This window comes from Aeromonas sp. 25-AL00135 (assembly GCF_054052385.1).
Genome location: NZ_JBSTYQ010000002.1, coordinates 64037 through 78492 on the forward strand (window position 1 = coordinate 64037; position 14456 = coordinate 78492).

Annotated in this window: 13 protein-coding genes; 3 read left to right on the top strand and 10 right to left on the bottom strand. The window is 60.7% G+C overall.

What is annotated here, in order from left to right; translation table 11 throughout:
- Nucleotides 1–2 precede the first annotated feature (2 nt).
- From ACW5XC_RS01860 to ACW5XC_RS01870, 3 genes are read right to left on the bottom strand one after another with little or no spacing between them, the layout of a single operon-like run.
- Nucleotides 3–2018, bottom strand: coding sequence for a transglutaminase family protein (locus ACW5XC_RS01860; RefSeq protein WP_042055133.1), 2016 nt, complete (start codon nucleotides 2016–2018; stop codon nucleotides 3–5).
- Nucleotides 2005–3000, bottom strand: coding sequence for a DUF58 domain-containing protein (locus tag ACW5XC_RS01865; protein ID WP_042055135.1), 996 nt, complete (start codon nucleotides 2998–3000; stop codon nucleotides 2005–2007). Before ACW5XC_RS01865 ends, ACW5XC_RS01860 begins: the two co-directional genes overlap by 14 nt.
- Nucleotides 3000–3929: an AAA family ATPase gene (locus ACW5XC_RS01870; RefSeq protein ID WP_178378367.1), complete on the bottom strand. Its 930-nt coding sequence runs from the start codon at nucleotides 3927–3929 to the stop codon at nucleotides 3000–3002. Before ACW5XC_RS01870 ends, ACW5XC_RS01865 begins: the two co-directional genes overlap by 1 nt.
- Before the next feature lie 357 nt (nucleotides 3930–4286).
- Between ACW5XC_RS01870 and ACW5XC_RS01875 the strand changes: the two genes are divergently transcribed.
- The 3 genes from ACW5XC_RS01875 to dtpB all read left to right on the top strand — a co-directional run bounded on the left by ACW5XC_RS01875 (nucleotide 4287) and on the right by dtpB (nucleotide 8657).
- Nucleotides 4287–5459 (top strand): MFS transporter, encoded by a 1173-nt coding sequence (locus ACW5XC_RS01875; protein WP_042055137.1) that lies wholly within the window; start codon nucleotides 4287–4289, stop codon nucleotides 5457–5459.
- 18 nt (nucleotides 5460–5477) lie between these two features.
- A complete protein-coding gene (yidZ, locus tag ACW5XC_RS01880; RefSeq protein WP_042055140.1) occupies nucleotides 5478–6440 on the top strand; it encodes an HTH-type transcriptional regulator YidZ in 963 nt (320 codons plus the stop codon).
- Nucleotides 6441–7151: 711 nt separating this feature from the next.
- Entirely contained in the window at nucleotides 7152–8657 is a 1506-nt protein-coding gene (gene dtpB / locus ACW5XC_RS01885) for a dipeptide/tripeptide permease DtpB (RefSeq protein ID WP_042055142.1), read from the top strand.
- 57 nt (nucleotides 8658–8714) lie between these two features.
- On the opposite strand, the gene ruvX is transcribed toward dtpB, so the two are convergent.
- The 7 genes from ruvX to metK all read right to left on the bottom strand — a co-directional run bounded on the left by ruvX (nucleotide 8715) and on the right by metK (nucleotide 14450).
- On the bottom strand, nucleotides 8715–9137 hold the full coding sequence (ruvX, locus tag ACW5XC_RS01890) for a Holliday junction resolvase RuvX (protein WP_005343821.1): 423 nt from the start codon (nucleotides 9135–9137) through the stop codon (nucleotides 8715–8717).
- A gap of 43 nt (nucleotides 9138–9180) precedes the next feature.
- Nucleotides 9181–9735, bottom strand: a complete 555-nt coding sequence (locus tag ACW5XC_RS01895; RefSeq protein ID WP_042055143.1) for a YqgE/AlgH family protein — start codon at nucleotides 9733–9735, stop codon at nucleotides 9181–9183.
- Nucleotides 9736–9939: 204 nt separating this feature from the next.
- Nucleotides 9940–10890: a glutathione synthase gene (gshB, locus tag ACW5XC_RS01900; RefSeq protein WP_042055145.1), complete on the bottom strand. Its 951-nt coding sequence runs from the start codon at nucleotides 10888–10890 to the stop codon at nucleotides 9940–9942.
- A gap of 182 nt (nucleotides 10891–11072) precedes the next feature.
- On the bottom strand, nucleotides 11073–11804 hold the full coding sequence (gene rsmE / locus ACW5XC_RS01905) for a 16S rRNA (uracil(1498)-N(3))-methyltransferase (protein ID WP_042055147.1): 732 nt from the start codon (nucleotides 11802–11804) through the stop codon (nucleotides 11073–11075).
- 120 nt (nucleotides 11805–11924) lie between these two features.
- A complete protein-coding gene (locus ACW5XC_RS01910; protein WP_042055150.1) occupies nucleotides 11925–12629 on the bottom strand; it encodes an endonuclease in 705 nt (234 codons plus the stop codon).
- 73 nt (nucleotides 12630–12702) lie between these two features.
- Complete coding sequence (locus ACW5XC_RS01915; protein ID WP_042055152.1) at nucleotides 12703–13230, bottom strand: SprT family zinc-dependent metalloprotease; 528 nt, start codon at nucleotides 13228–13230, stop codon at nucleotides 12703–12705.
- Between the two features lie 68 nt (nucleotides 13231–13298).
- Nucleotides 13299–14450, bottom strand: a complete 1152-nt coding sequence (gene metK / locus ACW5XC_RS01920; RefSeq protein ID WP_005338519.1) for a methionine adenosyltransferase — start codon at nucleotides 14448–14450, stop codon at nucleotides 13299–13301.
- Nucleotides 14451–14456: the final 6 nt, after the last annotated feature.

The window sequence follows — 14456 nt, forward strand, 5'->3', positions numbered from 1 at the left end:
TTTTATGAGCCGCTCTTCGGCGGCTGATCCCAGCGCTGGGCGAGCTGTCTGATACGCCGTTGCAACTGGCGCCAGCAGCGCCCTTGTTGCCGGTCGTTGAGGAGGGCATAACGCCAGCGGCGATAGAGCCACGCACTCTTTAGCAGGGGATGGGCAAGGTCGGGGCGCAGCCGCGCCAGCCGCTCGCACCATGCTCCCATGCTCTCGGCAGGCTCTGGGGAATAGCCGCTGCGTTTGCCCCGTTTGAGCAGGGGCTGCCAGATGCGCCGCTCTGGCGGCAGACGGGCGGGCAACAGCAGGGGCAAGCTCACCAGCAGGGCGACCAGCATCAGGCTGGCGAGGATCAACCAGGGAGTGTATCCCGCCAGTGCAGGCCAGCGCAGACCGATTTGCTGCCAGAGCTGGCCCGCATCGTAACCAATCACCCAGCGACTCCACTGGTAGTCGATATTGTTGCCCCACCAGCGCAGCTGATTGAGCAGGGCCCAGTTGCGATAACGCTGCAGAGCGAGAGGGTCGGCGGCGGTAAACTCGTCGCTCAGGGCCTCCCTCACGCCGCCTTCAATGCGCTCCGGTGCCACTGCCGCAGTGGGGTCGATTCGCCGCCATGTTCCTCCTTCATCGAGATACTCCACCCAGGCGTGAGCATCGAACTGGTGTACCGCCAGATAGTTGCCCGTGGGATTCCACTCACCGCCGAGATAACCGGTGACCAGCCGTGCCGGAATACCGGCGGCGCGCAGCACGAAGGCGGTCGCCATGGCGTAGTGGCCGCAAAAGCCGCGCCGAGTATCGAACAGGAACTCATCCACCCCGTCACCGCCAAGTCGTGGCGGTGTCAGGGTGTAGTAATAGGATTGGCTGCGAAACTGCGCTAGCAGGGCGGCGACCAGCTCTGCGCGATCCGGATAGCGCACAGCCAGCACTTGGCCATGGACGCGCGCTCTCGGGTTGCCTCCGGCTGGCAGTTGCAGGTTGCGCTGAGCGGCTTGGTGGTCGTCCTCGATCTGTGCTTCGCCGCGGCCAATGCGATAGCGGATTGCCACCTCGCCGCTCCCCTGCCGATAGAGGGTGTGAATGGGGGTGAGCAGCACTGGTCCAGTCAGAATAGTCGGTTCACTTTGGGCAAAGGCCCAGCGGTGGCGCTGGGGCTCGGCGATCACCTCGTAGCTCCCGGCGGGTAATGGACTATCTGCCAGCTGATTGCTTGCCCGTGAAGATGATGCCAGAAGGGTCAGCCCGGTCTGCACCGGCACTGTCTGCTGCCATGCTTTGACCTCGGGGCTCAGCAACCAGCGCTGACCATCGAAAACTTCTTGGCGCATCACCGGAAAATAGCGCTCGCGGACAGTGGGCGGGCCATCGGCAAAGGTGACCCGAAACGCCAGTTCCGAGGAGTTGACCAGTTCGCTGATATCGCCGGGGGCCAGCTCTTCCGAGAGGCCGGACAGGGCACGGCTGGTGGTGGGCATCTGCCAGAGGGGCGGCAGCCTTGGCAGTAGTATAAACAGGGTGATAAGCAAGGGCAGCGCCAGCAGCAGGGCGCTCCCCGCACTGCGCCAAGGCCGTTTCTGCTCGGGGACGACGGCGGTCACCAGCGCGGTCACTGCCAGCCAGAGTGCCACTGCCATCCCGGCTGTCCAGCCGATGCTTTGGCGTTGTACCAGCGCCAGCGCGATAAGAAAGAAGGCGAGCAGCAGCACCTGCTCGATATCCCGCTCGCGCCGTACCTCGATCATCTTGAGGCTATAGCCGAGCCAGAGCAGATTGATCAGGGCGGGCAGGGTGCCCAATGTGCGCCACTGCAACCCCAGCAACACCACGGTTGTGATGGCCAGCAGCGCCAACCAGCGGGCAGGCAGGGGCGGCAAGCCGCGCCACAGCATCATGGCCCGGACGCCGAGGGTGATGGCGCCCACTGTCACTACCCAGAGTTGCAACTGGGGCCAGAGCGCCGCGACCAGCAGCAGCTGTTGCAGGGCGATGAGTGGCAGCAGGCGGCGGTTATCGAGCAGCATCTGGCGTGCTCTTCGGTGGTGTGGCATCGAACTGGGCTAGTGCCAGCAGGCAGCGCTGCACAAAGGCGGCGCCACTATCGGGCCCCAGCGTCTGGTTTGCCAGCGTCAGGGTGAAGGGGATGCCCCGCTTGCCGTAATCGGCGCACCACCAGGCCAGCACCGCCAGCCGCTGCTCCAGATCCCCGCCCGCGACCCGCTGCAATGTGAGGTGAGTCTCATCCTGCTGTGGTTCATGGAACTGTTTGGTCAGCAGGCCGCGCCCTTGGGCAAGTTGCTTCCAGGCGACCCGGCTCAGTGGCTCACCGGCCTGATGTGTCCGCAGGGTATCAAAGTCACCGAGAGTGGCCGGAGCGGGTTGGCCCTGATTCCCCTCGCTTTCGGTCGCATGTTCCCCTCTTAGCGCCCCGAATGCCGGTTTGGGGGAAAGCCAGCCCTCCAGCTGCAAGTCCAGCAGGGACCAGCAGCGAAACAGGCCGAGGGGGTAGCGGCTCTCGACCCGCAATCGGCCAAGGGGCAGTAGTCCACGGCGCGAGCCAGATACTGGCAGGATAACTGAGCTGGGCACAGCGTCGGCCTGTGCCAGCCAGAGGGTGCCTTCGTTGAGGCTAAACCGGAGCGCCTGCACCGGGCGCGGGCTCTGCACCAAGATGCGTATAGGAAGCTGGCTACCCGCTTCCCCCAGCACCAGCGGGCCACCCAGCAGCTCCAGCCCCAGCAGGTTGCGGTGGGTGAGCCACATGGCTGCCATAAACAGGCTGCCGAGGCAGTAGGCCACCAGCAGTACCAGATTGTTCTGGTAGTTGGTGCCTAGCAGATAGATGGCGAGCAGCACCAGCAGATAGAGCAGCCCCATGCGGGTGGGGAGGATAAAGAGGCTGCGGGTACCCAGCGTGATTTGGCGGGCAGGGGGAATGCGGCGATCGAGCCAACGCTGCCGCCAGCGGGTTCGCCACTGCTGCCAACGGTCAAACAATTTGCTCATCAGGGATTGTCCGGATCGACCCGGGCCAGCAACCTCTGGCTCAGGGGACAGGCTTCGCCGTGCTGTACGCCAAAGCTGCCCCGCAGCCGATGCTCGGCCACATAGGGGAAGGCTGCCTGCACATCCTCCACCGTGACAAAGCGCCGCCCCGCCACCAGCGCCCAGGCCCGGCTCACCGCCAGCAAGGTCTGGGCTGCCCGGGGGGAGAGGGGCTGTGGCAGCTCCCCATCAAAGCGGCTCTGGTGCACCAGTGCCAGCAGGTAGTCGAGGGTGGCATCCGAAACATGGATGGAATCCCCTTCGCTTTGCAAGGTGGCGAGTCCGGCAGCATCCAGCATGGCGGGCAACGGGCCAGTCGGTTGGTGGCCCCGCAGTAGCTGGCGCTCCGCCTCTCGCGGCGGAAAACCCAGCGAGAGTCGCACGGCGAAGCGGTCTAGCTGGGATTCCGGCAGTGGATAGGTGCCCGCCTGATCCGCCGGATTCTGGGTGGCGATGACGAAAAATGGATCGGGGAGTGGGTGCGTGTGGCCCTCGATGCTCACCTTGCCCTCGGCCATCGCCTCCAGCAGGGCGCTCTGTACTTTGGGGCTGGCGCGATTGATCTCGTCCGCCAGCAGTACCTGGGTGAAGATGGGGCCGGGATGAAAGCGAAATGTTTGTTGCTGGGGGTCAAAAATCTGAAGCCCCAGCAGGTCGGCGGGGAGCAGATCTGCGGTGAACTGCATGCGCCTGCATGCCAGCCCCAGCACCTGCGCCAGCGCGTGGGCCAGGGTGGTTTTGCCCATGCCGGGCAGATCCTCGATCAGCAGATGACCGCGCGCCAGCAGGGTCACCAGCGCGATTTTCAGTTGCAGCGGCTTGCCCAGAATGACTTGCTCCAGTGCTGCCAGCAGCCCGGCAATCTGCTCGTCTCTCTTCATTCCCTTCATACACATTCCCTGTATTGCGTCGCACCTACAGCTTATACGCCCGTAAGGGTGAAGGCGGATAACTGACGGGCGGTAAAAGTGCTGCGCAGGGATGGCTATGAGCGGGAGGTGACCCGGTTTATTACTGAGTCTGCTCGATTCAATATGGCCGCTATGGCACGTAACTCAATACAATATTTCCTGATTGGAATGTACCGATCGCCATCTCTTCACTAGGTGAGGGCGTTGGGCGCCCATATAGTTGCCCCCATTGCGACGCACTGTGTTGCTACCTTTGTCACCACCTTGGCCCCGCCACTGTTCGCCTGTCGTTGTGATCTGGCAGGCATCGGCACGCCAATCTGTTATGGAGCATCCATGCCTGTATTCCTGTTGTGCACTTTTCTGATGATCATCCTCTATCCGATCGGGATCGATCTCTATCTGGTCGCCGTGCCCAAGATTGCCGATGCCCTGCAGGCGAGCGAGGCGCAGATCCACACGGCCTTCTCCATTTATCTGTTTGGCATGGCGGCGACCGTGCTGCTGGGGGGAATGATTGCCGATCGCTACGGGCGGCGCTGGGTGGTGCTCGGGGGCGCGCTGATTTTTGTCATCGCCTCGCTGGTGGCGGGTCATGCCGAAGGGATCACTCAGTTCTACCTCGGCCGTTTCTGGCAGGGGGTCGGGGCCGGGGCGCTCTATATCATGACCTTTACCGTGCTGCGGGATGTGCTAAGTCAGGAGCGGCTGGCGATGGCGCTCTCGATGATCAACGGGGTGATCTGCGTGATCCCGGTGCTGGCGCCGGTGCTCGGTTACCTCATCCTGTCCCATTTTGACTGGCGCGGGATCTTCGTGGCGATGGCGCTGGTGGCGGCCATCAGCGGTCTTGTGAACTTGTTGCTGCTCAAGGAGACCCGCCCGGCGCGGCAACCGGGGAGTAGCGCGGCGCTGTCCTTTGACCTGCTGCGCTCGCCGCGCTTTATGCTGCTCTCCCTGCTGACCAGTGCCAGTGTGACCGCCATTCTGGTCTATGTCAGCGTCTCGCCGCTGATCCTGATGAAGGAGTTTGGCTTCACCACCGAGCAGTACTCCATCGTGATGATGGTGATGGCCGGCGTGAGTATGTCCACCTCCTTCCTGACGCCCCTGCTGTTGCGCTGGTTGGGCAAACAGAAAGTGCTGGCGGTGTCTCATCTCTCCTATCTGCTGGCGGCGTGCTCACTGATCGGCAACTGGCAGGCGGGGGGCGATATCCATCTGTTGCTGCCGGGGTTTGCGCTGGTCTGTGTCGGCTTCTCCTGTGGCTTCGGGGTGGCGATGGGGGAGGCGCTCGATGGTTGCCAGCACAATGTGGCGTTCGCCAGTGCCGTGCTCTGCATCATGCAGATCAGCCTCTCCGGCCTCTACATCTGGCTGCTGGGTCAACTTGGCTTTGCCCCGACCGAGATGCTGATCTGCGCCTTGCTGCTGGCAATGCTCAGTTACCTGGCTGTCAAAGGGCTGTTACCATGGCTCGCGCTTCGTGAAGCGCGGTCGCAGGGCTGATGGAAGATGAGAGGGGATATGCGCAATCTGGGTGAACTCGATTTGAACCTGCTGGTGGTCTTCAAGTACCTGATGCAGGAGCGCAGTGTGGCAGGGGCGGCGAAAAAGCTCTGTGTCACTCCGTCGGCGGTGAGCAAGTCTCTGGCCAAATTGCGGGAGTGGTTTGACGATCCCCTGTTTGTGCGGGTGCGGCAGGGGTTGCAGCCCACCAACCTCTCCCTGACCCTGGAGGAGGAGCTGAAGGTCTGGTTCCAGCTCACCGACAGCATCACCTCGCTCAATAGCGAGGCGATCCCCGACGGAGCCCGCTTCACCCTGGTGATGGAGTCCCCCTTCTACATCAGCTTCCTGAGCGATCTGCCCATGACCATCTACCAGAAGTACCCCAACTCGGTGGTCAGGGTGCTGGGGTGGGATCACCACTCCCTCAACGACATCGTCAATGGCGATGCAGATCTCGGCTTCTGCGCCCGCGAGACCCATGGCCGCTCTCTGGCCAAGGTCAACCGCTTGCCTTATTACATCGATCACGAGGTGCTGTTCACCGATCGCCCGGTGGTTTTTTTGCGCAAGGATCACCCATTGCTCGAGCAGAAGTGGTCGCTGGAGAACTTTCTGGCCTGCCCCCAGATCAGCATGGTGTGGGAAGCGAACGATACCTGGGCTCTCGACAGTCTGCTGGAGGACGAGGGGCTGAAGCGGGAGGTGCCCATCATGGTCTCCAGCTTCGAGCAGGCGCTGCATATTGCCTCCCAGTCGAGCCACGAGCTGATCGCGGTGGCGCCTTCCTACTGCGGTGGTTATGCCAGTCGGCATCACGGCAATCTGATCGCCATGCCGCTGCCGCTACCCGAAAAGCTCTACGCCCAGCTGGAGATCGCCTTCATCCTGCTGTGGCACAAACGGCACAATCAGGATGCCAAGGTGATGTGGCTGCGCAACGAGATCCGGCGACTCTACAACGACGAATCGCCACGCTAATGTGGCCGTGACTGTGCCCATCGATCAGCCGGAGCCATCAGCTTCGGCTTTTGTTGTCGCATCGCCCTGATGAGTGGGCTTTTGCACGACTTAAGTGCCGAGATCGGGTTCAAAATGTGTGCCATTCAACTCTCTTTATGCACATATTGGCCTTGGTTGCACGTCTCGAGTGAAGCTCTTTTCACGAAAAGAATTCATGTGGTTTCATTAGAAAACTTCACCTATGGTCACTTTTAAAGTGTGATCGACCATTAAGTTCCTGTATTTGCAGTGATATAGCATGACTTCCCTTGAAATGACGGGGTTAGATAGTGCCTGCGTAGGGTGACTGCCAGTAGAGCGCGGCGTGAGCCAGCCCCACAGGTCGTCTGTGGCCGTGCCATGCCCCGGCTATCTGGCCACCAGCCATGAGTGACGGAGCAGAGGGGAATAAGCATCAAGGTTGATAAACCGGCTTGAGTAAAGGGATGCAGCAAAGGTAGAACCCGGAGCCGGTAACTGTACCGGGAGACGCCACTCACCATCCCCCGATAACCCGTAATTGAAACCGGCTAGATGAAAAACACCTTTCATCGAACGGGGCCCGTGTACCCGAAAATAGCCAGATTGGCAGGCTGACTGTACTCCCCGTAATGGCAATGACGGACGAAAAAATAGTGCGGCAGCCACCACCAGATTAATAAAAATAAATCTCAGCAAAGGCAGGTTGATATGCGTCCAGCAACAGCACCGACCGGGTTGTTACAACAGCCCAAACCCTTCTTTATGATATTTTTCGTCGAACTCTGGGAGCGCTTCGGTTATTACGGCGTGCAGGGGATATTGGCGGTTTTCTTTGTGCAGCAACTGGGATTTTCCCAAGAGCAATCCTTTATTACCTTCGGTGCCTTCTCGGCACTGGTATATGGCCTGATCTCGGTCGGTGGCTATGTCGGTGACCATGTGCTCGGCACCAAGCGCACCATGGTGCTGGGGGCCGTGGTGCTGGTGATAGGCTACTTTATGACCGGCCTCTCTATCTACAATCCCGACCTGATTTTCTATGCGCTGGGCACCATTGCAGTCGGTAACTGCCTGTTCAAGGCCAATCCGGCAAGCCTGCTGTCAAAATGCTACCAGCCAAAAGATCCTCGGCTGGATGGGGCTTTTACCCTGTTCTATATGTCGATCAATATTGGCTCCCTTATTTCCCTCTCGCTCGCACCGGTGATTGCCGATCACTACGGCTATACCGTGACCTATAACCTGTGCGGGGTGGGGCTGATTATTGCGCTGCTCACCTTCTTTGCCTGCCGCAATATGGTGAAGGATATTGGCTCCGTACCGGATCACCTGCCACTCGATTACAGCAAGCTGCTGCTGGTTATATTGGGCTCGGTAGCCATGGTCTTCTTCTGCGCCTGGCTGATGCACCACGTGGTGATCGCCAACATGGTGCTGATGACGGTAACCATCGCCGTGGTGATCTTCTTCTTTCGCGAGGCATTCAGGCTCGATACCGTGGGCCGCAACAAGATGTATGTGGCCTTCGTGCTGATGCTGGAGGCGGTGCTCTTCTATGTGCTGTATGCCCAGATGCCGACGTCTCTGAACTTCTTTGCCATCAACAACATGCACCACGAAATGCTGGGCATGAGCGTCAACCCAATCAGCTTCCAGGCGCTCAACCCCTTCTGGGTGGTGGTGGGCAGTCCGGTACTCGCGATGATCTATACCCGGATGGGCAGCAAGGGGCGGGATCTCACCATGCCGCTCAAGTTCACCCTCGGGATGTTCTTCTGCTCGCTGGGCTTTCTGACGGCGGCGGCATCCGGCTGGTGGTTTGCCGATGAGCAGGGGCTTACCTCCCCCTGGTTTATGGTGCTTATCTACCTGTTCCAGAGTCTGGGTGAGCTGATGATCAGCGCCCTGGGGCTGGCGATGGTCGCCGCGCTGGTGCCGCAACGCCTGATGGGCTTCATTCTCGGAATGTGGTTCCTGACTCAGGCGATGGCGTCCCTGCTGGGTGGTTATGTGGCAACCTTTACCGCCGTGCCGCAAGGGATGACGGATCCGCTGCAAACCTTGCCGATCTACACCGGCGTATTTGGCAAGATCGGGATGGCGACCCTGCTGATTGCGGTAGTGATGGGGCTGATGGTGCCCTGGCTCAACCGGATGATGAATGCGAACCCGACAGAGGCCGAAGGGCTGGTCGCGGGACAATCACAGGCGTAATGAGGGGATTGTGCGAGACAAGGCAAGGGCAGCGACCCTTGCCTTGCTATTGATGGCTTAGTTGTACTGCTCTTCCATCCAGGCTTCGACGATCAGCTGCGCCGATACCCCGTCCACACTGCCTTTTTCCAGCGCGCGATAGCCGCCTCGCTCAAACAGGCGGGCGCGGGCATCTGTGGTGGTGAGTCGTTCATCCTTGAACTCCACCGGCTTGCCGAAACGGCCATGCAGCCGGTTGCCGAATTTGCGGGCCCGTACCGTGATCTCCTGATCGGTGCCATCCATGTTCAGCGGCAGACCGACCACCAGCAGGTCCGGTTGCCACTCCTTGAGCAGCTTCTCAATCTCGTCCCAGTTGGGGATGCCGTCGTTGGCCTTGAGGGCGCGCAGAGGCTGGGCTGTGCCAGTCAGCTCCTGACCGATGGCGACGCCAATGCTCTTGGTGCCATAGTCAAAGCCCATGATGCTGCGTGATGACATAACTGATAAATCCTCGAAATAGAGAGCGGAGCGGGCCAGCCGATCAGCTGTGGCCGACGTCGCTGGAGAGGTGAACCGGATTCACCCCTATGCTGGCGGCGGCTTGCTGCCAACGTTTGCGAATGGGGGTTTTGAACACCAGATCCGGATTGGGGGGGATCACCAGCCAGGCGCCGTCTACCAATTCCTGCTCCAGCTGACCGGCACTCCAGCCTGCATAGCCAAGGGCCACCAGCCAATGGGCAGGGGCCTCGCTCGTACCCAGAGTTTCCAGAATATCCTTGGAGGTGGTCACCATCATCTCATCCCCCACCTGCAGGGTGGAGTTGAAACCGGGGCGGAAGCTGTGCAGCACGAAGCCGCGATCGGCATGAACCGGCCCCCCTTGCAACACCGGTTGCTTGAGCTCCGGACTGGCGGGTGGGTTCAGTTTGAGCTGGGTCAGCATGGTTTCCAGCGACATCTCGACCGGAATGTTGACCACCAGCCCCATGGCGCCCTCTTCGTTGTGCTCGCACAGATAGACCAGCGAGCGCTCGAAATAGGGATCCGTCAGGCTTGGCATGGCAAGCAGGAAGTGATTTTGCAGTGTTTGCATAGAGGCCAAATAGTGCAAAGGTATTTGAGGTCAATTATGGCAGTTGATCCCCATGGGAAAAACCGCTTTTTGGGGCTGGGTGAGATCCCGCCCCTTGCCGGATTACCTTGAAACAGAGAGGGGGGGCGCCAGCCCTCCCTCTCTGTTTCCGGGCTTGTCAGGGGCGGGTTACCCCCTGAACAGGCCGGTTAGCCTGCCCAGCGATTATTTGCCCAGCCGACGCTCGATGGCATCCATCAACATGCCGGTGATGTGCACATCGAAGGCCGCTTCAATCTCGCGAATGCAGGTCGGGCTGGTGACGTTAATCTCGGTCAGCCGATCGCCGATGATGTCTAGGCCGACGAAGATGAGGCCTTTCTCTTTGAGGGTCGGGCCTACCGCGCGGGCGATGGCCCAGTCCGCTTCGCTCAGGGGACGGGCTTCACCACGGCCACCGGCCGCCAGATTGCCACGGGTCTCCCCTTGCGCCGGAATACGGGCGAGGCAGTAGGGAACAGGTTCACCGTCCACCACCAGCACCCGCTTGTCGCCCTCCTTGATGGCGGGCAGATAGGTCTGCGCCATACAGTACTGGCTGCCGTGGGCGGTCAGGGTCTCGATAATCACGCCGACGTTGGCGTCATCTTCCTTCATGCGGAAGATGGAGGCGCCGCCCATGCCGTCCAGCGGCTTGAGGATGACGTCCTTGTGTTTCGCGTGGAAGGCGCGCAGCTTGTCGGCGCGGCGGGTTACCAGCGTGGTCGGGGTGTGCTCGGCAAACCAGGCGGTGTAGAGCTTCTCGTTGGCGTCACGCAGGCTCTGCGGCTTGTTGACGATAAGGCAACCCTCATCCTCTGCCCGCTCCAGCATGTAGGTGGCATAGATAAATTCGGTGTCGAACGGCGGATCCTTGCGCATCAGGATCACATCGAGGTTGGAGAGGGGCTGATCCACCACCTCGCCCAGCTTGTACCAGTCGGCATAGTCATATTTGACGGTGAGCGGGCGCATGGTGCCAAAGGCGCGACCAGCTTCCATGTAGAGATCCTTCATCTCCAGATAGAAGAGCTCATAGCCGCGCTTTTGCGCCTCTTCGAGCATGGCAAAGCTGGAATCTTTCTTGATGTTGATGGCCGAGATGGGGTCCATCACGATGCCGAGTTTAATGGTCATCCGAATATCCTTCTTGTGGCTCGATTGCGAGTGAGATTCTTAAAACCTGTTCAAAGTCTGTCGCGAGAGGTCGTCAGCAAGGTAAAGAGCAGCGCAGGAACCGGAGCGTATAGACATACGTGAGGATTCCGAGCAGCGCATGAGCCTTGATCACGACCTCGCAGTAAGACATTGGACTGGTTTCAAGCGAGATCGCCAAAGCGGCACTGCAGCGCAGTAATCGCAGTCAGGGCGGCGGTTTCGGTGCGCAGCACCCGCGGCCCCAGCAGCATCTCTTTGAAATCTTCCTGCACGGTACGGGCGATCTCGTCGCTCGACAATCCCCCTTCCGGGCCAATCAGCAGGCGCACGCCGTGCTCGGGAACGGGCAGGGTGTTGATGCTGTACTCGGCGCGCGGGTGCAGGTTGAGCTTGAGCTCTTTAGTCTCTTCCGCCAGCCAGGCATCCAGCTCCATCGGCATGCGCACTTCGGGCACCACGTTGCGGCCGCACTGTTCGCAGGCGCTGATCACCACCTTCTGCCACTGTTCGCGTTTCTTCTCCAGTCGATCGGCTGGCAGCTTGACGCCGCAGCGTTCGGAGAAGAGCGGGGTGATGCAGGTGACGCCCAGCTCCACCGATTTCTGGATGGTGAAATCCATCTTGTCGCCACGGCTGATCACCTGACCGAGGTGGATGGCCAGCGGTGACTCCACCGATTGGGTATCGCAGCTGTCGATGGTCACTTCCACCGACTTCTTGCCGACGCTGGCGATGGTGGCGGGATATTGATTGCCATCGCCGTTGAACAGCTCGAGCTGCTGGCCCGGCTGCATGCGCAGTACCCGGCCGATATGGTTGGCGCCGTCTTCCGACAGGGCGATAGTCTGGCCAACTTGCAGGGTGGCCGGTTCATAGATACGTGGAATGCGCATGGCTGCTTGTCAGTCTCTTGCTTGGAAACCCTTTATATCCTGCGGCGAGCAAGGCTCACGCGGCAGAAGGGAAGGGTTTCATAATTAGGAGGGGCGATCCCCCTCCCTGGTCAAATGGGGTTATTGGCACTGCTTTTCAATAAAGGGATTGGTATTGCCCTGCAGCTTGCCGATGTGGCGGTTGCGCTCGCACTCCCAGCCCTCTGCCGGGTACTGGCGATCCCAGGCTTCAAACAGTTTACGCTGTTGCGCTGCCAGACGCAGCCCATACTGCTGGCTCATGTAGAGGTAGGCGCGGGCAATCTGGCCCCGTACCGGCCCCTTGGGCGGCTGCACCCGACGATCCTTGAAATCCACCAGCATCTGGCACTGGCCGTACTGATCCGGCTTGCCGTTCCAGTCGGAGAAGCGGTAGTTGGCCCGATCGCCGTTCACTTCGCCAATGGCGGGGAAGAGGTTGTGCATGTCCCCCTCCATCTTGTTGAACTCGGGACTCGCTTTTTCGCAGTTCTTGCGACCGCCATCCTGCCAGCACTGCAGCTGGTGGCCGAACTCCCAGGCGGGGACCACGTGTTCCCACTCGATGCGGGCGGCGCGTTTGGCCTGCTTGCGCGGCTCGTAACCGCAGCTGGCGAGATCCGGGCTCATTTTCTTGCCCTGATAGTCGATGTCGCAGCCGCAGTAGAAGGTGGTGACCGCAGGCTGGCTGCGATAGATCTTCACCAGATCCTGCTTGGCTTCGCGAAAGGTCTGGGCGTGCAGGGGGGCGCTGAGCAGCGGTAAACCGGCCAGCAGGGTCAGGGCGAGGGAGGAGATGAAACGCATGGGATTCCTTGCAAACGGGGTGATTGACGAACGATGGCGGGCACCCTACCACAGGGGCGCGACACAAGCTGGCTTACTGCTCTGGCTCCGGCCGTTCCCGCTCCAGCGGCTGCTTGCAGCGACGACAGTGATAGCGGGCCTCGCCACGCACCACCTTGTTGTGGCGGCGTATCGACAGTTGATGCTGCTGGCAGTGACAGCGATAGGGCACGGTGCGCTGGGCCAGTACCGCCAGATCGAAGCTGTGGGTGGTTCTGGGCTCAAGGCCGAACACCTCCCGCATTACCGATTGCCACTGGCGGCCGTGGGGTAGCACCCGGTTTTTGCCGCGCCCGTCACCCCACAGGGCATAGACCAGCAGATGGGCCACCTCGTGGGGCACCACCTCATCCAGAAACGCCTGCTGGTTGGCCTGATAGAGGGCAGGGTTGAAGCGCAACTCCCAGGTTTGCAGCCGCGCCGATCCTGCCGCCCGGCCCCGCATATTGCAGTAGATCCGCGGGCGGGGGAAGGTGCGGCCAAGGCGCGCCTCGGCCTGCACAAAGCAGGCTTCTACGCGTTGTTGCAGCAGGGCGACAAGCTGGGCAGGAGTGGCAGACATCAACATCTCGTCAGATAGCGGATAAGCAAAAGGGGAGCCAGGCTCCCCTTTTATCACAACAGCGAGCCTTACAGGCCAGCGGCGGAACGCAGCAGTTCGGCCTTGTCGGTCTGCTCCCACGGGAACTCGTCACGACCGAAGTGACCGTAGGCAGCGGTGGCCTGGTAGATCGGGCGCTTCAGATCCAGCATTTCGATCAGGCCATACGGGCGCAGTTCGAAGTGCTCGCGCACCAGTTTGACCAGCAGCTCTTCGGCGACCTTGGCAGTACCGAAGGTTTCGACGCTGATGGAGGTCGGCTCGGCCACGCCTATGGCGTAGGAGATCTGGATTTCACAGCGATCGGCCAGACCGGCGGCAACGATGTTTTTTGCAACGTATCGGGCGGCGTAGGCAGCGGAACGGTCAACCTTGGACGGATCCTTGCCGGAGAAGGCGCCACCACCGTGACGGGCCATGCCGCCGTAGGTGTCGACGATGATCTTGCGACCGGTCAGACCGCAGTCACCCATCGGGCCGCCGATAACGAAACGGCCGGTCGGGTTGATGAAGTATTTGGTGTCCTTGTTGACCCACTCGGCCGGCAGTACCGGCTTGATGATCTCTTCGCGTACCGCCTCAACCAGATCCTTGTGGCTGATGGATTCGGCGTGCTGGGTAGACAGCACAACGGCATCCACACCGATGATCTTGCCTGCGTCGTCGTAGGCGAAGGTCAGCTGGCTCTTGGCATCCGGACGCAGCCACGGCAGGGTGCCGTTCTTGCGCACTTCAGCCTGACGCTTCACCAGCAGGTGAGAGTAGGTGATGGGGGCCGGCATCAGCACGTCGGTTTCGTTGGTGGCGTAGCCGAACATCAGGCCCTGGTCGCCAGCGCCCTGCTCCAGCGGATCGCTGCGGTCAACACCCTGGTTGATGTCCGGGGACTGCTTGCCGATGGCGTTCAGCACGGCGCAGGAGTCAGCATCGAAGCCCATGTCGGAGTGGGTGTAGCCGATTTCACGTACGGTATCACGCACGATCTCTTCGATATCAACCCAGGCAGAGGTGGTTACTTCGCCGGCCACCATGACCATACCGGTCTTGACCAGGGTCTCGCAGGCGACACGGGCCTTGGTATCTTGCTTGAGGATGGCGTCCAGTACCGCATCGGAGATCTGGTCCGCAATCTTGTCGGGATGGCCTTCGGAGACCGACTCGGAAGTAAACAGCTTTGCCATGATAAG

Bases quoted from the DNA above. Each gene is read 5' to 3' on its own strand.
- ACW5XC_RS01860 (WP_042055133.1), bottom strand. From the start codon at position 2,018: ATGCTGCTCGATAACCGCCGCCTGCTGCCACTCATCGCCCTGCAACAG.
- ACW5XC_RS01865 (WP_042055135.1), bottom strand. From the start codon at position 3,000: ATGAGCAAATTGTTTGACCGTTGGCAGCAGTGGCGAACCCGCTGGCGG.
- ACW5XC_RS01870 (WP_178378367.1), bottom strand. From the start codon at position 3,929: ATGAAGGGAATGAAGAGAGACGAGCAGATTGCCGGGCTGCTGGCAGCA.
- ACW5XC_RS01875 (WP_042055137.1), top strand. From the start codon at position 4,287: ATGCCTGTATTCCTGTTGTGCACTTTTCTGATGATCATCCTCTATCCG.
- yidZ (WP_042055140.1), top strand. From the start codon at position 5,478: ATGCGCAATCTGGGTGAACTCGATTTGAACCTGCTGGTGGTCTTCAAG.
- dtpB (WP_042055142.1), top strand. From the start codon at position 7,152: ATGCGTCCAGCAACAGCACCGACCGGGTTGTTACAACAGCCCAAACCC.
- ruvX (WP_005343821.1), bottom strand. From the start codon at position 9,137: ATGTCATCACGCAGCATCATGGGCTTTGACTATGGCACCAAGAGCATT.
- ACW5XC_RS01895 (WP_042055143.1), bottom strand. From the start codon at position 9,735: ATGCAAACACTGCAAAATCACTTCCTGCTTGCCATGCCAAGCCTGACG.
- gshB (WP_042055145.1), bottom strand. From the start codon at position 10,890: ATGACCATTAAACTCGGCATCGTGATGGACCCCATCTCGGCCATCAAC.
- rsmE (WP_042055147.1), bottom strand. From the start codon at position 11,804: ATGCGCATTCCACGTATCTATGAACCGGCCACCCTGCAAGTTGGCCAG.
- ACW5XC_RS01910 (WP_042055150.1), bottom strand. From the start codon at position 12,629: ATGCGTTTCATCTCCTCCCTCGCCCTGACCCTGCTGGCCGGTTTACCG.
- ACW5XC_RS01915 (WP_042055152.1), bottom strand. From the start codon at position 13,230: ATGTCTGCCACTCCTGCCCAGCTTGTCGCCCTGCTGCAACAACGCGTA.
- metK (WP_005338519.1), bottom strand. From the start codon at position 14,450: ATGGCAAAGCTGTTTACTTCCGAGTCGGTCTCCGAAGGCCATCCCGAC.